20 protein-coding genes are annotated in these 18,129 nt (G+C 72.8%); 12 read left to right on the top strand and 8 right to left on the bottom strand.

What is annotated here, in order from left to right; all coding sequences use genetic code 11:
• Positions 1–28: 28 nt before the first annotated feature.
• Positions 29–850 (bottom strand): NAD(P)H-binding protein, encoded by an 822-nt coding sequence (locus ABD331_RS45495; RefSeq protein ID WP_344489885.1) that lies wholly within the window; start codon positions 848–850, stop codon positions 29–31.
• A gap of 151 nt (positions 851–1,001) precedes the next feature.
• On the opposite strand from ABD331_RS45495, the gene ABD331_RS45490 reads away from it, so the two are divergent.
• A complete protein-coding gene (locus ABD331_RS45490) occupies positions 1,002–2,369 on the top strand; it encodes a serine hydrolase domain-containing protein (protein WP_344489882.1) in 1,368 nt (455 codons plus the stop codon).
• Here the strand turns inward: ABD331_RS45490 and ABD331_RS45485 are convergent.
• The 4 genes from ABD331_RS45485 to ABD331_RS45470 are packed head-to-tail and all read right to left on the bottom strand — an operon-like array spanning position 2,359 to position 5,170.
• Positions 2,359–2,937 (bottom strand): TetR/AcrR family transcriptional regulator, encoded by a 579-nt coding sequence (locus ABD331_RS45485; protein WP_344489878.1) that lies wholly within the window; start codon positions 2,935–2,937, stop codon positions 2,359–2,361. The two genes, ABD331_RS45490 and ABD331_RS45485, sit on opposite strands and share 11 nt — an antisense overlap.
• Before the next feature lie 46 nt (positions 2,938–2,983).
• Positions 2,984–3,835 carry a haloalkane dehalogenase gene (locus tag ABD331_RS45480; protein WP_344489875.1) on the bottom strand — a complete coding sequence of 284 codons (852 nt, stop codon included), beginning with the start codon at positions 3,833–3,835 and terminating at the stop codon, positions 2,984–2,986.
• A gap of 11 nt (positions 3,836–3,846) precedes the next feature.
• The gene (locus tag ABD331_RS45475) at positions 3,847–4,320 is read right to left on the bottom strand and encodes a pyridoxamine 5'-phosphate oxidase family protein (protein WP_344489872.1); all 474 of its coding nucleotides are present in this window, start codon (positions 4,318–4,320) and stop codon (positions 3,847–3,849) included.
• A 34-nt stretch (positions 4,321–4,354) separates the two neighbouring features.
• Positions 4,355–5,170 (bottom strand): NAD(P)H-binding protein, encoded by an 816-nt coding sequence (locus ABD331_RS45470; RefSeq protein WP_344489869.1) that lies wholly within the window; start codon positions 5,168–5,170, stop codon positions 4,355–4,357.
• Positions 5,171–5,256: 86 nt separating this feature from the next.
• Here ABD331_RS45470 and ABD331_RS45465 point away from each other — a divergent pair, with 86 nt between their 5' ends.
• On the top strand, positions 5,257–5,820 hold the full coding sequence (locus ABD331_RS45465; RefSeq protein ID WP_344489867.1) for a TetR/AcrR family transcriptional regulator: 564 nt from the start codon (positions 5,257–5,259) through the stop codon (positions 5,818–5,820).
• A 141-nt stretch (positions 5,821–5,961) separates the two neighbouring features.
• Positions 5,962–7,101, top strand: coding sequence for a hypothetical protein (locus tag ABD331_RS45460; RefSeq protein ID WP_344489865.1), 1,140 nt, complete (start codon positions 5,962–5,964; stop codon positions 7,099–7,101).
• Here ABD331_RS45460 and ABD331_RS45455 read toward each other — a convergent pair.
• Complete coding sequence (locus ABD331_RS45455) at positions 7,092–8,315, bottom strand: MFS transporter (protein ID WP_344489863.1); 1,224 nt, start codon at positions 8,313–8,315, stop codon at positions 7,092–7,094. The two genes, ABD331_RS45460 and ABD331_RS45455, sit on opposite strands and share 10 nt — an antisense overlap.
• 108 nt (positions 8,316–8,423) lie before the next feature.
• Between ABD331_RS45455 and ABD331_RS45450 the strand changes: the two genes are divergently transcribed.
• The 5 genes from ABD331_RS45450 to ABD331_RS45430 all read left to right on the top strand — a co-directional run bounded on the left by ABD331_RS45450 (position 8,424) and on the right by ABD331_RS45430 (position 12,927).
• Positions 8,424–9,137, top strand: coding sequence for an ABC transporter ATP-binding protein (locus ABD331_RS45450; protein WP_344489860.1), 714 nt, complete (start codon positions 8,424–8,426; stop codon positions 9,135–9,137).
• 2 nt (positions 9,138–9,139) lie between these two features.
• On the top strand, positions 9,140–9,865 hold the full coding sequence (locus tag ABD331_RS45445) for an ABC transporter permease (protein ID WP_344489857.1): 726 nt from the start codon (positions 9,140–9,142) through the stop codon (positions 9,863–9,865).
• Complete coding sequence (locus ABD331_RS45440) at positions 9,859–11,037, top strand: sensor histidine kinase (RefSeq protein WP_344489854.1); 1,179 nt, start codon at positions 9,859–9,861, stop codon at positions 11,035–11,037. Before ABD331_RS45445 ends, ABD331_RS45440 begins: the two co-directional genes overlap by 7 nt.
• Positions 11,038–11,040: 3 nt before the next feature.
• The gene (locus ABD331_RS45435; RefSeq protein ID WP_344489851.1) at positions 11,041–11,676 is read left to right on the top strand and encodes a response regulator; all 636 of its coding nucleotides are present in this window, start codon (positions 11,041–11,043) and stop codon (positions 11,674–11,676) included.
• A 75-nt stretch (positions 11,677–11,751) separates the two neighbouring features.
• Positions 11,752–12,927 carry a L,D-transpeptidase gene (locus tag ABD331_RS45430; RefSeq protein WP_344489848.1) on the top strand — a complete coding sequence of 392 codons (1,176 nt, stop codon included), beginning with the start codon at positions 11,752–11,754 and terminating at the stop codon, positions 12,925–12,927.
• A 5-nt stretch (positions 12,928–12,932) separates the two neighbouring features.
• On the opposite strand, the gene ABD331_RS45425 is transcribed toward ABD331_RS45430, so the two are convergent.
• Positions 12,933–13,565, bottom strand: a complete 633-nt coding sequence (locus tag ABD331_RS45425) for a maltokinase N-terminal cap-like domain-containing protein (protein WP_344489845.1) — start codon at positions 13,563–13,565, stop codon at positions 12,933–12,935.
• A gap of 47 nt (positions 13,566–13,612) precedes the next feature.
• A complete protein-coding gene (locus ABD331_RS45420) occupies positions 13,613–14,836 on the bottom strand; it encodes a GDSL-type esterase/lipase family protein (protein ID WP_344489842.1) in 1,224 nt (407 codons plus the stop codon).
• Positions 14,837–14,953: 117 nt separating this feature from the next.
• Between ABD331_RS45420 and ABD331_RS45415 the strand changes: the two genes are divergently transcribed.
• The 4 genes from ABD331_RS45415 to ABD331_RS45400 all read left to right on the top strand — a co-directional run bounded on the left by ABD331_RS45415 (position 14,954) and on the right by ABD331_RS45400 (position 18,020).
• Positions 14,954–15,835: a helix-turn-helix domain-containing protein gene (locus tag ABD331_RS45415; protein ID WP_344489839.1), complete on the top strand. Its 882-nt coding sequence runs from the start codon at positions 14,954–14,956 to the stop codon at positions 15,833–15,835.
• Positions 15,825–16,421, top strand: a complete 597-nt coding sequence (locus tag ABD331_RS45410) for a sugar O-acetyltransferase (RefSeq protein WP_344489836.1) — start codon at positions 15,825–15,827, stop codon at positions 16,419–16,421. Before ABD331_RS45415 ends, ABD331_RS45410 begins: the two co-directional genes overlap by 11 nt.
• On the top strand, positions 16,418–17,170 hold the full coding sequence (locus ABD331_RS45405; RefSeq protein WP_344489833.1) for a TetR/AcrR family transcriptional regulator: 753 nt from the start codon (positions 16,418–16,420) through the stop codon (positions 17,168–17,170). Before ABD331_RS45410 ends, ABD331_RS45405 begins: the two co-directional genes overlap by 4 nt.
• Before the next feature lie 160 nt (positions 17,171–17,330).
• A complete protein-coding gene (locus ABD331_RS45400) occupies positions 17,331–18,020 on the top strand; it encodes a GntR family transcriptional regulator (protein ID WP_344489830.1) in 690 nt (229 codons plus the stop codon).
• Positions 18,021–18,129 lie beyond the last annotated feature (109 nt).

Genomic DNA, 18,129 nt, shown 5'->3' with positions numbered 1-18,129 from the left:
GGGGTGGAAGAGCGGCGGGGGGCTCGGCTCAGAGGGGGCGGAAGGCGGCGGCGTGTTCGGTGGCCCACTCGGCGAACGTGCGTCCGGGGCGGCCCGTGACGTGTTCCACGGTCGGCAGCACGACGGAGCCGGCCTGCGGCGGGTTCGCGCCGAGCTGGACCCCGAACTCGATCAGCTCGTCGCCCACCCCCGCCGCCCGCATGGCGGCCCGGTACTCCGCCTCGCTCTGCTCCTCGAACCGCAGCTCCCGCCCGATCGCCGCGCCGATGAGCCGCGTCCGCTGCTCCGGCGTGAGCGCCTCGGGCCCGGTCAGCAGGTACGTCTCCCCCGCGTGCCCCTCCTCGACCAGCGCCGCCACGGCGACAGCGGCGATGTCGGCCTCGTGCACCACGGCCCCGGGATGGTTGCCGAAGACCCGCACCACACCCTCCCGCCTGATGGACTCGGCCCAGTCGAAGGCGTTGGCCATGAACTCGACGCACTGCAGCCGCGTCCACCCGAGGTCCCCGGCCCGCAGCGCCTGCTCGACGGTGGACTCGTCCCAGCCGCTCAGCACGCTGACGCGCCGCACGCCGGCCTTGGCCGCCAGCTCGACCAGCTCGGGCCCGTTCTCCAGCGGCGCGCCGTCGTCCCCGCCGAACGTGATCAGGTGCAGCCCCGTCACGCCCTCCAGCGCGGGGGCGAGCGTCGCGGGCTCGGTCAGGTCGCCGCAGGCCACCTCGACTCCGTCGGGGAACGCGGCCTTGCCGGGGTTCCTGGTCAGCGCCCGTACGGGTACGCCGCGTTCGGCGAGCCGGCCGACGATGCGGCGGCCGACCGTCCCCGTGGCGCCGGTCACGAGAATCGTCATCCGTGTTTCTCCTGTCCGATGGTTCTTGTCTGTCGAACGGGAGGCGCTACACGGGAAATAGCGCCCGCTAGGCGGGTGGAAACGGCGGGGAAACGCCGTGCGCGGTTGCATCGGGTCCGGTCAGCGAAGATCACGACGAGATGAGGCGCCCATGACCGGATCCACCGCCGAGCCTCCCCGGCGCACCGCACGCGACCTGCTCAGACCTGCCGACGGCCCGTCCGGCAGCACCGCGAGCGACCCGCCCGGCGGCCCGTCCGGCCGCACAGCGAGCGGCCCGCTCGACGGCCCCACCCTGCGCGGACGTGCCCACGGCCCGTCCCGGCGTGCCGCGCTGGGCCTGTTGGGAGCCGTGCCCCTGACAGCGGGTGGCGTGCTGGCCGCGTCCGGGGTAGCCGCGGCGGCCGGGCGTTCCGGTGGGGTCCCCGCCGACCTGCGGCCGGGCGGCGCGTTCGACCGGTACGTCAGGGATCTGGCCGAACGCGACCAGTTCTCCGGGACGGTGCTGCTGGCGCATCGCGGCCGGCACGTGCTGGCCCGCGCGTACGGCATGGCCGACAGGGAACGGCGGATCCCCAACGACCTGGACACGATCTACGCGATGGCCTCCGCCTCCAAGCCCTTCACCGGCCTGGCCGTGGTGCGGCTCGCCCAGGAGGGCAGGCTCAGGTTCTACGACAAGGTCGGCGCCCACCTGGACGGCTTCCCGGCGGAGATCGCCGAGCACGTCACCGTCCACCAGATGCTCACGCACACGTCCGGAATGACCGACCCCACCAACGACGCGACCGACCCGCGCGTCTTCACCAGCGTCGAGGAGCGCAACCAGGACCTCGCCGCGCGCGCCCGCTCGCAGCGGCTGCGCTTCACGCCCGGCACCGCCAAGGAGTACTCCAGCATGGGTTACGAGGTGCTCGGCGAGCTGGTCGCGAAGGTGTCGGGGCAGCCGTTCCACGAGTACGTCCGCGAGCACGTCTTCGAGCGGGCGGGCATGGCGGACTCCGCCTACTACACGAGGACTCGGTGGCTGGCGGACGAGCGCATCGCGCACCCGTACATGCTGCAGGAGGACGGCACGCGCGTCGACGGCGTGCGCAACCTGGACAAGGGCGGCGTCAGCGGGGTGAAGGGCAGCAACTCGGCGCGCGCGTTCATCGGGTCCGGCGGCGGGAACGGCTTCACCACCGCCCCCGACCTGGTGCGCTTCGCCCTCGCGCTGCAACGCGACGAGCTGCTGAAGCGCGCCTACACCGAGCTGTACGTGAACGCGAAGGTGTCGGGCCCGCCCCTGCGGGAGGGCCCGGCGGACCCGCGCCGCGGGGAGGCGTTCCACGCGTACGGGCCGACCGCGTCCACCTTCAACGACCGCCGCTACATCTCGCATGGCGGCGGCATCGCGGGCGGCTCGACGAACTGGAGCATCTACCTCGACCTCGACTGGGTCGCCGTGGTGCTGTGCAACTACGACCTGCAGATCGAGCCGATCATCGAGCAGGAGCGCAGCCGGATCACCGCGTGAGAGGCTGTGCGCCGCCCGTCAGGTAGTGCTGCACCACCGGCCCGATGTCGCGGGCGAGCGTGTCGACGTCGGCGTCCACCATCGGCGGGAAGCGCAGCACGTACCGGGTCAGTGCCAGGCCGAGAAGCTGCGTGGAGGCGAGCGCGGCGCGGTGCTCGGCGTCGGGCGCGCCGGTCAGGCGGGCGACGAGCGCGGTGATCTGCGTCGCGAACACCTCCCGCATCCGCTCGGCGGCCGTGGGGTTGGTGCTGGCGGAGCGGAGCAGCAGGATGAGCACGTCGTCGGCCTGCTCGCCCTCCCAGCGGGACAGGAAGTGCCGCACGATCAGCTCGCCGAGCCGCTCGCGCGGCGGCCTGGCGAGCTTGTCGAGCTGCAGGTCCACGTCCACGGCGGCGTGGAAGAGCCCGGCCTTGCTGCCGTAGTAGCGCATGACCATGGACGGGTCCACGCCGACCAGGGAGGCGACCGCCCGGATCGTCATCGCCTCGTAGCCGCGTTCGACGAGCAGCTTCCTGGCAGCCGAGAGGATGGCGTTCCTGGTGGCTGCCGATCTCTCGGTGAATGCCATGACAACAAGTGTAGGCCAACACCCGTACGACTTGCATCCCGTCCGGTCAGAGGTGCTTGGCCAGCCACTCCGTGATGGCCTCGGCGATCACCTCCGGGTGGTCCTCCGGGGTGTGATGGCCCGCGACCTCCTCGCGCTCCACCACCTCCAGGGACGCGATGTTCGCGCGGCACCAGTCGATGGTCTCCCGCGTCCACATCATGCCGGGGCCGGGACGGAAGTCGATCAGCAGCTTCGGCACCTCGACACTGGCGGCCAGCCACCGGTCGAACGCCTCGATCCTGGCCACCACGTCGGCGGGCTCGCCGTCCAGCGGCATCGAGCGGGCCCAGCGCAGCAGCGGCAGCCTGCTCTCCCGCGTCGGGTACGGCCGCAGGTACGCCTGCGTGTCCTCGTCGGCCATCGGCGTGGCGACGCTGCCGGGCAGGCCGCGCAGGAAGGCGTTGTCGTCGAGCATCATGGTCTCGCCGACGCCGTCCGTCTTGATCGCCCGGAACAGCGGCCGGCCGCCTTCCGGGAACTCCTCCCAGGTCATCGGCTTGACGATGGCCTCGGTGAAGGCGATGCCGCGGACCCGGTCCGGGTGGCGGGCGGCCCAGTCGAACGCGAGCGCGCCGCCCCAGTCGTGGCCGACGAGCAGCACGTCGCGCAGGTCGAGGGCGTCGAACCAGGCGTCCAGGTAGCGGGCGTGGTCGGCGAAGGTGTAGTCGATGGCGGGCTTGCCCGAGTCGCCCATGCCGATCAGGTCGGGGGCCAGGCGGCGGCCCTGGCCGATGGCGGGCATGACGGCGCGCCACAGGTGGGAGGAGGTGGGGTTGCCGTGCAGGAACACGATCGGGTCGCCGGTGCCTTGGTCGCGGTAGGAGATGGTGGAGTCGAGGACTTGCTGGGTGGGCATTGTGGCGCCTTTCAGAGGTTCAGGTGTAGGAAACGGTCCACCGCGATCTCGATCACTACCCGGTCCGGTGGGGCGGGTGGGGGTGAGAGGTAGCGGTGGGTGTAGCGGGTGGTGGCTTCGGCTATGCGGCTCGGGTCTTGGGAGAGCGTGGCCGGGCCCTCCAGGGTGAGCCAGCGGAAACCCGCGACCTGGCAGAGCGCCGCCCGGCCGCCGGGGGTGGCGGGGGTGGTGAGGGCCGCCGGGCTGGTCGGGCCTGCCGGGCTGACGTAGGCGGCCGGGGTCACGCGGGTGGTGGTCAGGTTGCGGGCCTTGCGGGAGGTGGCGACGGTCAGGACGCGGGCCAGGCCCGACTTCCGGTCCCAGGTGAAGCGGACGGGCACCACGTGCGGGGAGCCGTCGGGCCGCAGCGTGGTCAGGGTCGCCACGCTGGGCTCGGCCAGGAAGTCCCGCGCCGCGCGAGGCAGGCGGACGGTGGTGCCGGTCATCGGGAGCCCGCGCCGCCACGGACCGGCGGGACGTTCATCGGAAGGCCGCGGCGTTGCGGGCCGCCCAGTCGGCGAAGGTGCGCGGGGCGCGGCCGAGGAGCCGCTCCACGTCCGGGCTGACCCGCCGCTCCTCCTCGTTCGGCGTCCCGAGGATGGCCAGCGTCCCATCGACGGCCCGCTCGGGCATGAAGCCGAGCATCTGCGCCCGAGCCTCCTCCCTGCTCTGCTCGACGAACCGCACCTCGGCCCCCACCGCCTCACCGATCGCGGCGGCCCGCTCGCGCGGCGAGACGGGCTGCGGCCCGGTCAGCACGTACGTCCGCCCCGCGTGCCCGTCCTCACGGAGCACCAGGGACGCGACCTCCGCGATGTCGGCCGGATCGATGACGGGCAGGGCGACGTCGGCGAACGGCGCGGCGGCCGTGCGGTGCGCGCGGATCGGCTCGGCCCAGGCGAACGCGTTGGAGGCGAACCCGCCAGGACGCAGGATCGTCCACTCCAGCCCCGACTCGCGCACGGCCTCCTCGAAGGCGACCGGATGCCCGTACAGGCCCGGCCTGGTCCCCGCACCCTGCGAGGAGAGCAGCACCACGCGCCGGACCCCGCCCGCCGCAGCCGCTTCGAGCACGGCGCGCGGCTCGTCCCCGGCGACGAGCAGGAACAGCGCGTCGGCACCGTCGAAGGCGGCCTTCAACCCGGCCGGGTCCCCCAGGTCGGCGGCGCTGTGCCGCACACCGTCCGGGAGGGGCCCGGGACGCCGGGAGACGGCGGTGACCTGCTCGCCTGCGGCGGCGAGCAGCCGGACCAGCTGGCTTCCGACGTTCCCGGTGGCACCTGTGACGACGAACATGGAACACTCCTCAGGAGTTAGTTAGTTGACTGACTCAGCGCCATGACCATAGCGGGACGCCGGGCGGCGTGTCTATAGTTAGTCAGGTGACTAACTCAACACGGGTGGGGAAGCGGGAGCGGCTCGCGGGCGCCGCCGTCCGGGTGCTGCACGAGCAGGGCGTCGAGAAGACCACCCTCGCCGACATCGCGCGCGCGGCCGACGTGCCCGTGGGCAACGTCTACTACTACTTCAAGACCAAGGACCAGCTCGTCGAGGCGGCCATCGAGGAGCACGGCCACCACCTCGACACCATGATCGAGACGCTGGAGCGGCTCGGCACGCCGCAGGAGCGGCTCAAGGCGCTGCTGCAGGGGTGGATCGGCGAGAGCGACCTGACCGCCAAGTACGGCTGCCCGACCGGCACGCTAGCCGCCGAGCTCGACAAGCGCGACGACGGCCTCGACCGCGCCATCGCCAAGGTCATGGGGCGGATGGTCGACTGGGTGGAGAGCCAGTTCGCGGCCATGGGGCGGGCGGACGCGCGGGAGCTGGCGGTCGCCCTGTTCGCCGCGTACCAGGGGGCCGCGCTGCTGACCAACACCTTCCGCGACCCCGGCCTGATGCGGACGGAGGGCCATCGGCTGGAACGCTGGATCGACTCGCTCTGATTCGCCGACCGGCCACCCGGGCGGCGCGGTCCCGGCGTGGGGCGGCGGAAAATGTCTCGTGCACGCACAGTCATCGCTCGTACACTGACCATCACTGGCACAGGTGGTTGGGCCCCGGTTCTGGTCGGGAGAGGTGCGGCGATGAGCACGGAGCTGGAAGGGGTCACCGGGGCGCCGGCTCGTGGCGGCCTGGAGTCGGTGACGCGGCACGAGGAGCTGGTGCGGCTGCTGGCGGAGCAGTTCGCGCGGGCGGACGTGTCGTTGCGTGAGCTGCAGGCCCGGGCCGATCGGGCCGGTGGGACGCGGCTGCCCCGGGCCACCTGCGCCGACATGCTGGCGGGGCGGCGGTTTCCGAAGAAGGCAGTGATGGTGGCGTTCCTGCTCGGGTGCCGGGTGCCCGCGGATCGGCTGCCGGCGTGGGAGCGGGCTTGGGAGCGGGTACGGGTGGGGCGGCTGGCGGCCATGGCGGCACGGGCGCAGGCGGAGGCCCAGGCACAGCTCAGCGCACTGGCCACCACCGCACCGCCACTGCGGGGCACACCGGCCGCGACGGTGGAGCACGACGGGGCGGCACCGCAGCGCGAGCCGGACGTGGCGGGCGCGGCGGGCGCGGCGGGCGCGGCGACTCAGGCGGGCGCGGCGGCTGCGGCGGGCGAGATGGCTGCGGCGACGGAGGGCGGGGCGCACACGTACAGGCCGCGAGCCAGAGCGCGGGGCCGGTCGTTGGGGGTCGCGGTGCTCGCGTCGCTGGCCGCCGCCACCCTGGGCCTCCTGGTGGGAACCTGGCTACCGCACCGGCCCACCCCGGAACCCCCCACCCTCACGGACGACGGCCGCGCGTTCGGCCCGGGCGGTTCGAGCCGTTTCACCGTGACGGTGCGCCCCTCCAACACGGGCGTCCGCCTGACCCGCCGCCTGGACGCGGGCATCGGCGAGCAACACGCCACCATCACGGTGAACGGAACAGAAGCAGCCACCTGGCGCCCGCTGCCGATGCGCGCCACGTACCGATGGCAGGACCAGACGGCGGAGTTCCCGCCCTCGCTGACCACCGGCCGCGGCGCGCTGACCGTGGTCAACACGTTCGTCTCGTCCGAGCAGGACTTCAACGAGTTCAGGTACGTCGTCGAGCAACGGATCAACGGCCGCTGGCAGACCAGCGACACCCTGGACGTGGGCCCCCGGCACCTCGGCGACGAGGCCGCGCACGGCTACGCCATCACCGGCCCTCAGACGTTCGCCGACGTGCGGGAGTTCGCCTACCCGCCGCGTCAGTCGTGAGCGATGAGCATGAGTTGCCGCCACAGCAGCACGACGAACACCGCCGAGCCGCCGAAGGCGAACCAGAAGGGCGCGGCGACGCCGAACCGGGTGGCCAGGACGCCGCCGATCAGGGAGCCGACCACCAGCCCGGCGTACACGCAGATGGTGTTGACGCTGCCCACCCGCCCCTGCAGCTCGTGCGGGACGGCGCGCTGGCGGACGGTGGTGGAGGTGGTGCCCCAGATGAACGCGTGCGCGCCGAAGACGAGGAAGATGCCGCCGGCGACCCACGGTGAGTGGGTGAGGGCCAGGCCGAGGTGGGTGAGGGTCTCGATGACGAGGCCGATCCGCATGAGGGCGCCGAGGCTGACCTTGCGGGTGATGGCCCCGTACAGGCCGGTGCCGATCAGTCCGCCGATGCCTCCGATGGTGGTCATCAGGCCGAAGCCGACGGCGCCGAGGCCGAGCTGTTCCTGGGTGTAGAGGACGAGCACCGACCAGGCCGCGCCGAACGTGAAGTTGAAGATCAGGATGGTGAGCGCGAGCGTGCGGACGGCCGCGTGCCGGACGGTCCAGCGGAACCCGGCGAGCAGTTCCCGCACGGTGCCGGGCCGGGGGTCGCCGTCCCGGCGGCCGTGCGGCGGCAGCGTGATGCGGGAGACCAGCACGATGCCCGCCAGCACCAGGAGGAGCTGGCCCGCGAACGGCCAGGTGAAGCCGAGGCCGAACAGTGCGGCGCCGATCGGCGGCCCGGCGAGCTGGTTGAGGGTGATGAACCCGGTGCCCAGGCGGGCGTTGGCGACGGTGAGGTCGTCCCTGGCGACCATCATGGGGGTGAGCGTGGAGGTGGCGTTGTCGGCGAACACCTCGGCGATGGACCGCAGCGTGAGCGCCACGAGCGCGGTCACGACGGTCACGGTGCCGGTCACCATGAGCACGGCCAGGGCCGCCAGCACCACGGCTCGCACGGCGTTGGCGGCGAGCACGATCCTGCGCCGGTCGTGGCGGTCCGACAGGACGCCCGCGTACAGGCTGAACAGCAGCGGCGGCGCCCAGCTCACCAGGGCCGACAGGGAGATCAGCAGCGGGTCGCGGGTCAGCGTCGCGATGAGCAGCGGGCCGGCGGCGGCGGCGATGCCGTCGCCGAGGTTCGTCAGCCAGCTCGACGCCAGCAGCCATCGGAAGCCCGCCCCCAGGCGGGCAGGGAGGACGCGCTCCACCACAGTGATCACGAGCGCACAACCATACGTTTCTGGGTCATTCTCGGCAACGCGTTTTTCGCAAGGGGGTCAACCGATCGGTGGATATCGGGGCGGGCGCGCGCGGAAGATCCTCGATGCATGACAGTCATCGAGATCAGCGACCTGCGTAAGAGCTACCAGGGCAACCAGGCGGTGAACGGCGTCTCCCTCACGGTGGGGCGTGGCGAGATCTTCGGGCTCGCCGGCCCCAACGGCGCGGGGAAGACCTCGGTCGTGGAGTGCGTGTCGGGGCTGCGCCGTCCCGACAGCGGCACCGTGCGGGTGCTGGGCCTGGACCCGCACGGCGGCGACCGGCGCGCGCTGCAGCAGCGCATCGGCGCGCAACTGCAGGAGGCGGCGCTCCCCGACGGGATCAAGGTGGGTGAGGCGCTGCGGATGTACGCCTCCTTCTACGACCACCCCGCCGACCACCGGGCGCTCATGGACGAGTGGGGCCTGACCGAGAGGAGGGGCAGCCGGTTCGGCGGGCTGTCCGGCGGGTGGAAGCAGCGGCTGTTCATCGCGCTGGCGCTGGTGGGCAACCCCGAGGTGGTCCTGCTCGACGAGCTGACCACCGGCCTGGACCCGGACGCCCGCCGTACCACGTGGGGTCTGATCCGCGCGATGCGCGAGCGCGGCGTGACCGTCGTGATGGTCACGCACTTCATGGACGAGGCGGAGGCGCTCTGCGACCGCGTCGCCATCATCGACGGCGGGCGCGTGACCGCCCAGGGCAGCCCCCGCGAGCTGATCGGCCAGGCCGGCGCGGGCTCGCTCGAGGACGCCTACTTCGCACTCACCGGAAGGAACTGACCATGAAGGGCTTCGCCAACGTCGTCGCCGTCGAGCTCAAGCTGGGCCTGCGCGACCCCATGTCCGCGTTCTTCGCGCTGGCCTTCCCGCTGATCATGCTCTGGGTCAAGCTGCGCGGCGGGAACAAGCCGCTGCCGGGCGGGGTGCCGGTCGTGGACGCGACCGTGCCGATGCTGGCCGTCTTCGTCATCGGGCTGGCCACGCTGGTGGTGCTGCCCGCCACGCTGGCCCAGTACCGGGAGCGGGGCGTGCTGCGGCGGCTGCGCGCCACCCCGGCCGCGCCGGCCATGCTGTTCGGCGCGCAGTGGATCGCCCACACGCTGCTGGCGGTGGCCGGCACGGTGCTGATCGTCGCGGTCGGAGCCGCCGGGTTCGGGCTGGCGGCTCCGGCGAGCCTGCCAGGGGTGCTGCTGGGCTGGCTGCTCGGCGCGCTCAGCCTGGGCGCGATCGGCCTGCTGCTGGGCGCGGTGGTGCCGGGCGGGCGGGCGGCGACCGTGGCCGGGCTCGGTTTGTTCTTCCCCATGGTGTTCCTGTCGGGGGCGGTCATCCCGCGCGAGACGATGTCGGGCTCCATGCGGGCGATCGGCGACCTGATGCCGATGGCGCCGGTGGTGCGGGCGGTCCGCGACGGGTGGGAGGGCGTTCCGGCCTCGGGGGCTAGTCTGGGGATCATGGTGGCTGTCACGGTGGTGGCGGGCGGCGTCGCGCTGAAGGCGTACCGGTGGTGACGTTCAAGCGCTGGGACCGGGTCCTGGCGGCGCTGCCGTACCTGCTCGTCCTGCTGCCCGCGCTGTTCTCGCTGCTGCGGGAGTGGCGGGTGGAGGTGCTGGCCCTGACGCTGTTCGCGGTGGCCTGGCACTGGGTGGTCGTGACCGCGCACCCCGGCTGGATCGCCCGCCGCTGGGTGGTGGCCGTGCACTTCGCGGTGCTGCTGGCGACCGTGGCGGCGCTGGTGCGGATCGACACGGTGTTCACGGTGACCGGGGTGGGGGCGTTCCTGCAGTGCTTCGCCCTGCTGCCCGGTCTGTGGGCGTACGCCGGGGTGGCGGTGACGGTCGGCGTGCTCGTCGCCGCCCGCCCGGCCGACGGGCGGACCCCCGTGGAGCTGCTCGCGTCCTTCGTGGTGGGGGTGCTGATCTCCTCGATGGCGGGCCTGGTCTTCCAGACGGTCGCCGAGCAGAACGAGCGGCTCAAGCAGACCACCGCCAGGCTGGCCGCGCTCGCCGAGGAGAACGCGAACCTGCAGTCGCAGCTCCTGACCCAGGCCCGCGAGGCGGGCGTGCTGGGCGAGCGCCAGCGGATGGCCAGGGAGATCCACGACACCATCGCGCAGGGCCTGACGGCGATCCTCACCCAGCTCGAAGCGCTCGGCGACGTGCCGGGCGCCGGTGACCGGCTCGACACCGTGCGCGGCCTGGCCAGGGAGAGCCTGGCCGAGGCGCGCCGCTCGGTGCACGCGCTGCGGCCCGCGCCGCTGGAGGAGAGCCCGGGGTTCGCGGCGGCCCTGTCCGAGGTGGCGGAGCGGTGGTCGCGGGTGTCGGGGGTGCCCGCCGCCGTGTCCGTGACGGGCGACGCCCGGCCGCTGCACGCCGAGGTGGAGAGCACGCTGTTACGGGTGGCGCAGGAGGCGCTGGCCAACGTCGCCAAGCACGCCTCGGCCGGACGGGTGGTCCTGACGCTCTCCTACATGGACGACGTGGTCGCCCTGGACGTGCGTGACGACGGGACGGGCTTCGTCCACGAGCCCGGCGAGCCCGGGGAGTCGAGCGGGTTCGGGCTCATCGGGATGCGGCAGCGCGTCATCCGCCTGGCGGGCAGCTTCGCCGTCGAGACCGCCCCTGGCCAGGGCACCGGGATCTCCGCCACCGTACCCGCCATCCCCGCCGCCGCGAGGTCGTGAGCCATGCCGATTCGCCTGATCATCGTGGACGACCATCCGATGGTGCGCGACGGCCTGCGCGGCATCTTCGCCACCGGCGACTTCGAGGTCGTCGGCGAGGCGGCCGACGGCCGGGAGGCGCTGGCGGTCGCGCTGCGCACCTGCCCCGACGTGGTCCTGCTCGACCTGCGGATGCCGCACATGAGCGGCGTCGAGGTCATCCGCCGCCTGCGCGAGCAGCAGCCGGACGTGCGGGTGCTGGTCGTGACGACGTTCGACGACGACGCCGACGTGCTGCCCGCCATCGAGCAGGGCGCGACCGGCTACCTGCTGAAGGACACGCCGCGTGACGAGCTGCGGCGCGCGGTGCTGGCCGCGGCCAGGGGCGAGACGGTCCTGTCTCCCACGGTGGCCGGGGTGCTGAACCAGAAGGCCCGCGAGGCCCCCGCCCGGGTGCTGAGCCCCAGGGAGGTGGAGGTGCTCGCCCTCATCGCCAGGGGGGCGACCAACCGGGAGATCGCCGTGAGGCTGTTCATCACGGAGGCGACGGTGAAGACGCACCTGCTGCACGTCTTCGCCAAGCTCGGGGTGAAGGACCGGGCGGCGGCGGTGGCCGCGGCGTACGAGAGCGGCCTGCTCAAGCCCGCTTCGCGCGCATGATTACGCTGAGTGACGGGCATAACACTTCTCGTCCCGAAGAGGGGCCATGTGTCGGGAGAAGTGGGGATATCGGCGATGCGGAACGGCGGCACCATACTCATCAGCACGTCCACGGTGGTGCTGCTCGTGATCGCCGGGTGCACCTCGGCTGAGCAGCCCGTCAAGATCCAGAAGCAGGTGGTGCCGCCTCCCGCGCTGGCGATCTCGCCCGCCCACGGCACGAAGAAGGTGCCGCCGGACATCGGCATCGGCGTCAAGGTCACCGACGGCCGGGTCACCGGGCTGACCGTCGTGGACGCCAAGGGCCACGAGATCGCCGGGAACCTGGGCCCGGACGGGACGTGGCGGCCCACCTGGCCGCTGAAGCCGGCCACCGAGTACACGGTGCGGGCGCAGGCCACCGGCGCCGACGGCAGGCAACTGGTCACGGAGCGGGCCGCGTTCACCACGCTGAAGCCGAAGCACGTGCTGGAGACCGGCCTGTCGCCGCTCAACGGCGAGAAGGTCGGCGTCGGGATGCCGATCCAGGTCCTGCTGTCCAAGCCGGTCAGCCGGCTGGAGGACCGGGTCGCGGTCGAGCGGTCGCTGACCGTGCACATGTCCAAGCCGGTGGAGGGGGCGTGGAGCTGGGTGAGCGACCGGGAGGTGCAGTTCCGGCCGCGCGCGTACTGGCCGGCCGGTGAACGGGTCACGGTCGTCGCGCACCTGGCCGGCCTGCGGATCGGGCGGGGCGTGTGGGGCGCCAAGGACCGCAGCGTGACGTTCACCGTCGGGCCCGAGCACGTCACCACGATCCGCAACAAGACCCACCGGGCGATCGTCCGCAAGAACGGCGAGGTCGTCAGGAAGATCCCCGTCAGTCTGGGCAAGCCGGGGTACGAGAGCTGGTCAGGCACCATGATCGCCCAGGAGAAGGCGGAGAACTTCCTCATGGACTCCGCCACCATCGGCATCCCTGGCGAGTACCTGCACCACACCAAGTGGAACGTCCGCATGACCTACAGCGGCATGTTCTTCCACGCCGCCCCCTGGTCCACCGGGGCGCAGGGGCACCGCAACGTCAGCCACGGCTGCGTGAACGCCGGGACCGGTGACGCCCGCTGGTTCTACAACTTCACCCAGCGGGGCGACATCATCAAGGTCACGGGGACGTCGCAGAGGCTCCAGTTCGGCAACGGGCCGACGCCGTGGGCCAAGTCGTGGGAGGAGTGGGTGGCGGGCAGCGCGATCAAGACCGCTACCGACGCCTGACCTTTTTACGCGCTCAGAACGGCGAGCAGGCCTCGGACGCGGGTGCCGTCGGGCAGGTTCCAGGCACCCGCCACGTACCCGGCCACCCCCGGCCCCGCGCCGTCCGAGATGTTCGTGTCTGGGTGCAGGAGGCGGCGCACGCGCAGCACCGTTCCGTCCGGGGCGCGCAGCTCCGTGCCCTCGCGATCGTCGGCGGCGGCGGCGAGCCCCGAGGGGACGGGACCGACGCGGGTGACCTCCCGGTCGGGCGTGTCGCTGACGTTCTGGTCCTGGGCCTGCGCCTCGCCCCCGATCAGCGCCTGCAACTGGCCCACCAGCACCGGGTCATGGCACCCGTCGTACGCCCAGCGCCGCCCCAGCACCCCGTGCTCCATGGTCCCGACGAGCGCGTCCTCCGCCCCGTCGAGCGGCGCGCCCCGGTAGGTCAGCGGCACCAGGTAGCAGGCGGGCTCGGGCCCCGAGGTGTCGGTGACCACCATGAACTCGATGCCGACCGCGCCCTCGGGATCGTCCAGCCGGAAGCCGCCAGCCTTGACGAGCTCCGGCACGCCGCCCCGGTACCACGGGCGGGTGGGCAGCCAGGAGGTGAGCAGCTCCAGCTTGGTCGGCTTGAGGTGGGTGCGGTGGATGACGGCCATGCCCGTGGTGCCTCTTTCGGTCGTACGTCGTGAGCAGCCACATCTTGTCATCCGATCAACAGGTCGGCGAGGTGCACCGAAGCGCCCATCGCCTGGGCGCCGGCGTCGTTGAGGTGCATCCCGTCGCCCGCGTCGAACTCCGGCCTGATGAAGTCGGGCTCGTCCGGCTTCTCGACCGCCTTGGCCACGTCGAACACCGCGTCGAACGCCGCGCCCGTACGGATCCACTCGTTCACCCGCCGCCGTGCCGCCACCCCCTCCGGCGTGCTCACCCCCGGATAGATCGCACCCGCGAACGGCCCGATCGTGGCGGCCAGCACCCTCATGCCCGCCGCCCGCACCCGCCCGCCCAGCTCGGTGAACCCGGCGATCAGGTCCTCGGCCGTCGCGGGCGGCTCCCCCGCCATGCCGGGCAGGCCGAGGTCGTTGATGCCGAAGTGCACGAGGACGTGCGTCGCGCCCGGCACGGACAGCGCGTCCCGCTCCAGGCGGGCCAGGCCGTGCTCGCCGATCTCGTCCACCAGCAGCCGGTTGCCCGCGATGCCCTGGTTGACCACCCAGCCGCGGGGCAGGCGCCTGTTCAGCACGTCCACCGAGCGCCGGTCGGCGCCCATCGTGGTGCCCACGCCCTCGAACCACGAGTCGCCGAACGCGACCCCGATCGCCGTGCCGCGCGGCGCTCGCACGTCCACGCCGGACACGTAGAAGCGGGCGGCGACCTGCTCGGCGCCGGGCAGCGCGGGGGCGCTCACCTGGTTGCCCGGTGCGATGTGGGCCGTTTCCATCGGCTGGTGGGAGAAGGTGGCGGGCTCCGTCTCGTCCGGCAGGTACAGGCTCAGCACCAGGTGGTCGCCCGCGCGCACGGCCAGCTCCACCGGGTCGCCGACGACCTCGCCGCCCGCCGGGATCGTCACCTCGCCCGCCCCGCCGAATCGCACCTCCCGCTCGGTCTCGGGCACGATCGCATCACCGATCCGGACCTCCCGCGCGGTCACGTCACCGATCCGCGCCTTGCGCTCGGTCTCCGGCACGGGCCCGTCGCCGGTCGGGCGCAGCGCCACCCGAGCGGCCCCGATCGTCAGCGGCTCGCGGCCGTGGCGGTTGGTGAGCCGGACGCGCACCTGGTCGCCGCCTCCGGCCAGCACGAGCGCCTGACGTACCGTCTCGTCACGGAAACCGCGCGACTCGGCGAGCTTGATCTGCTCGTACGGGCTGATCACGCCCGAGCGGAAACCCGCCACCCACGCGCGGCCATCACCTGCGTCTGTCATGAGAACCCCCATCGATCCGTGGATGGCGACCAGCCTGGATCACCGGACGCCGCCCGAGCCAGGCCCTCGCCTTGCGTACGCAACGTTTGATCAGGCGGCTGGCTACCATGGTGCGACGTGCGCCACGACACGGGTAAGGATCGGGAGCTCGCCGCGTTCCTGCAGTCCAGGCGGGCGCGGCTGCGTCCGGAGGATGTGGGGCTGGCCGCGTCAGGGGAGCGGCGGCGCGTGCCGGGGCTGCGCCGCGAGGAGCTGGCGGCACTGGCCGGGGTGAGCATCGCGCACTACACGCGGCTGGAGCAGGGCAACGCGCGCAACGTGTCGGCCGCCGTGCTCGACGCGGTCGCCCGCGCGCTGCGCCTCACCGAGGACGAACGCCTCTACCTGCACCGCCGCGCCCACCCCGAGCCCGCCCCGCCGGTGGACACCCCGGTGCTGCGGCTGGGGCTGCGCCAGTTGCTCGCGTCCATGGAGACGGTCCCCGCGCTCATTCTCGACAGCGACACGACGGTCGTCGCCTGGAACCGGCTGGGCGCGGCCCTGTGGGCCGACTTCGCCGCCGTCCCGCGCGAGCGGCGCAGCATCAGTCACCTGCTCTTCCTGGACGCGGACTTCCGCCGGCTGCACGGCGACCATCTGCCCAGGGTGGCGCGGGAGGCGGTCGCGCACCTGCGTACGCTGGCCGCCCGCTACCGAGGGGACGCCGCGCTGGCCGCGCACATCGCGCGGATGCGGGCGGAGAGCCCCGAGTTCGACGGCCTGTGGAACGCCCTGCACGTGCGCGGCGTCACGCACCGCGTCTACCGCCTGGAGCACCCGGAGGTGGGCGCCATCGAGGTGCACGGTGAGCTGCTGCCGCTGCCGGACGATCCGCCGCTGCGGCTCGACCTGTTCACGACGGTTCCGGGCTCCGCCTCCCACGCGGCCCTGCGTCGGCTGGCGGCCGTCAGCACGCGGCAGGCGTCCAATGTTATGTACGCTCGTACACATGAACCCTGACGTGGACAACCGCACGATGCGCGAACGGATGCTCGCCGGCGACCTCTACCTCGCCGACGACCCTGAGCTGGGCGAGCACCTGCTGCGCGCCGCCGACCTGATGGAGGCGTACAACGGGTCGTCGGCCCGCGACCCGCAGCTCCGGCAGCGGCTGCTGGAGGAGCTGCTGGGGGCCGTCGGCGAGGGGACCGTGATCCGGCCGCCGCTGCGGGTCGACTACGGCAGCCACATCCGCATCGGCGCCCGCTCCTTCGCCAACTTCGGGCTCGTCGCCCTGGACGTGGCCTCCATCACCATCGGCGATGACGTGCAGATCGGGTCGAACGTGCAGCTCATGACGCCTACGCATCCGGTGGATCCGGAGCTGCGGCGGGCCAAGTGGGAGGCCGCCAGGCCGATCGTCATCGGGGACAACGTGTGGCTGGGGAGCGGGGCGATCGTGCTGGCCGGGGTCACCATCGGGGAGAACACCGTGGTCGGGGCCGGGGCGGTGGTCACCCGGGATCTGCCGGCGAACGTGGTGGCGGTGGGGAATCCCGCCCGGGTGATTCGTACGATCGAGCCGGGCTCGACAGAGGCGAGATGAACGGGCCTCCGCACGATCGGGGCGATCCGAGCGGGTCTCGGCCCGATCCGAGCGACACAAGCGGGCCTCCGCGCGGACGGGCCGGGCGCGATCCGGGCGCGGCGGACGGGTCTGCGCGCGATTCAGCCGGGCGCGACCGGAGCGAGACGACCGGGCCTGGGCACGATCGGGCCGGGCGCGGCGCGGAGGACACGGGTGGGACAGCCCCACGGCGGGCGCGGCGGCATGATCCTGGGCGGCGGGATCGGCTGATCGACGCCGCCCTCACCGTCATCGCCGAGCGCGGCGTCGCCGGGACGACGCACCGGGAGATCGCCCGCGCCGCCGACGTGCCGCTCGGGTCGATGACGTACCACTTCACGTCGCTGGAGGAGGTGCTGGCCGAGGCGTTCACCCGGCACGCCGACGCGGTGGCGCGCGTCTTCGACGAACGCATGAGCGCCGCCCGCGACCAGGACGAGGCGGCCGAGGCGGTCATCGCCATGGTCTCGGCCGACCTGTTCGGCTCGCAGCACGACCTGGTCCTCTCCGTGGAGCTGTACGTGGCGGCGGCGCGCAACCCCGCCCTGCGCGCCGTCACCCAGGCGTGGATGGCACGGAGCCGCCGCGCGCTGGAGCGTCACTTCGACGCCACCACGGCCAGGGAGCTGGACGCGCTCATCGAGGGCCTCGTCCTGCACAGCGCCCTGTCGACGGACCCGATGACGCCCGAGCAGATCCGCCACGCCATCCTCCGCTTCCTACGTTGACGCGCCCGCCGGACCCCCGAGCCGAGGCGGGCGACGCTCGGAAGCTTCGAGGCATGGGGGGGCGACGCGCGGGACGTTCGGGGCATGGCGGGCGGCGGGCCGGGGAGCAGGAATACTCCGGGAGCAACGAGCATCTCCTCCGAGGCACAAGGTGATCATGGTGGAAGTCAGGGAACACGCCGACGCGCAGGACAAGACCTCGCGCACCCGGCACGACGAGGCGTACGAGGGGCTGCGCTCGCTGCTGCTGTCGGGCGGCATCGAGCCCGGCGCCCGCCTCACCGAGGCCGAGCTGACCAGCAGGTTCAACGTCTCCCGCAGCACCATGCGCTCGGTGCTGGTCCGGCTGACCCAGGAGGGGTACGTCACCAGCGAGGTGAATCGCGGGGTGCGCACGCGCAGCTTCTCCGTGGAGGAGGCGGCGGACATCCTGGAGGCGCGCGAGGTGCTGGAGTCGGCGCTGGCGGGCAAGGCCGCGGAGCGCGCCACCGCGGAGGAGATCGAGGAGTTGCGCCGGACGCTGGAGTTCATGGAGGACTGCGAGGCGCGGGGTGATCAGGCGGCGTACTCGCAGGGGAACCGCAAGTTCCATCAGCAGGTGAAGGCGGCGGCGCATCAGCGGACTCTGGCCAGGGCGTATGACACGCTGCTGTATCCGCTGGTGATGCGGCAGTATCGCAACCTGTCCGCGCACCATCCGCGGGCCGGCTCGTTAGAGGAGCATCAGGCGATCCTCCTGGCCATCGTGACGCGCAACCCCGAGGCGGCGGTGGCCGCGATGCGCCATCACGTCGCGTCCGCCAGGCAGGCGCTGCTCCTGCACCCGCCGTCCGAGCAGCCGCCCGGCTGACGTCCAGGCCGTCCATCGGACGGAGCAGGCCGGACGGCCGAGCGATCCGAGCGGGGCAGGACAGACGAGCGGGCAGCGAGCCTGGCAGGTCAGGCGGGCGGGCGAGCCG

It is taken from the genome of Nonomuraea monospora (genome assembly GCF_039531895.1).
In the GTDB taxonomy this organism is placed as follows: Bacteria; Actinomycetota; Actinomycetes; order Streptosporangiales; family Streptosporangiaceae; genus Nonomuraea; species Nonomuraea monospora.
Note: the sequence above shows the minus strand (reverse complement) of the source record. Positions and strands in the feature narration are given on the sequence as shown.

Coding starts and splice junctions, on each gene's coding strand:
- ABD331_RS45430 (WP_344489848.1), top strand. CDS start 11,752: ATGCGGAACGGCGGCACCATACTCATCAGCACGTCCACGGTGGTGCTG.
- ABD331_RS45485 (WP_344489878.1), bottom strand. CDS start 2,937: ATGGCATTCACCGAGAGATCGGCAGCCACCAGGAACGCCATCCTCTCG.
- ABD331_RS45435 (WP_344489851.1), top strand. CDS start 11,041: ATGCCGATTCGCCTGATCATCGTGGACGACCATCCGATGGTGCGCGAC.
- ABD331_RS45490 (WP_344489882.1), top strand. CDS start 1,002: ATGACCGGATCCACCGCCGAGCCTCCCCGGCGCACCGCACGCGACCTG.
- ABD331_RS45480 (WP_344489875.1), bottom strand. CDS start 3,835: ATGCCCACCCAGCAAGTCCTCGACTCCACCATCTCCTACCGCGACCAA.
- ABD331_RS45410 (WP_344489836.1), top strand. CDS start 15,825: ATGAACCCTGACGTGGACAACCGCACGATGCGCGAACGGATGCTCGCC.
- ABD331_RS45445 (WP_344489857.1), top strand. CDS start 9,140: ATGAAGGGCTTCGCCAACGTCGTCGCCGTCGAGCTCAAGCTGGGCCTG.
- ABD331_RS45495 (WP_344489885.1), bottom strand. CDS start 850: ATGACGATTCTCGTGACCGGCGCCACGGGGACGGTCGGCCGCCGCATC.
- ABD331_RS45425 (WP_344489845.1), bottom strand. CDS start 13,565: ATGGCCGTCATCCACCGCACCCACCTCAAGCCGACCAAGCTGGAGCTG.
- ABD331_RS45470 (WP_344489869.1), bottom strand. CDS start 5,170: ATGTTCGTCGTCACAGGTGCCACCGGGAACGTCGGAAGCCAGCTGGTC.
- ABD331_RS45450 (WP_344489860.1), top strand. CDS start 8,424: ATGACAGTCATCGAGATCAGCGACCTGCGTAAGAGCTACCAGGGCAAC.
- ABD331_RS45405 (WP_344489833.1), top strand. CDS start 16,418: ATGAACGGGCCTCCGCACGATCGGGGCGATCCGAGCGGGTCTCGGCCC.
- ABD331_RS45420 (WP_344489842.1), bottom strand. CDS start 14,836: ATGACAGACGCAGGTGATGGCCGCGCGTGGGTGGCGGGTTTCCGCTCG.
- ABD331_RS45475 (WP_344489872.1), bottom strand. CDS start 4,320: ATGACCGGCACCACCGTCCGCCTGCCTCGCGCGGCGCGGGACTTCCTG.
- ABD331_RS45460 (WP_344489865.1), top strand. CDS start 5,962: ATGAGCACGGAGCTGGAAGGGGTCACCGGGGCGCCGGCTCGTGGCGGC.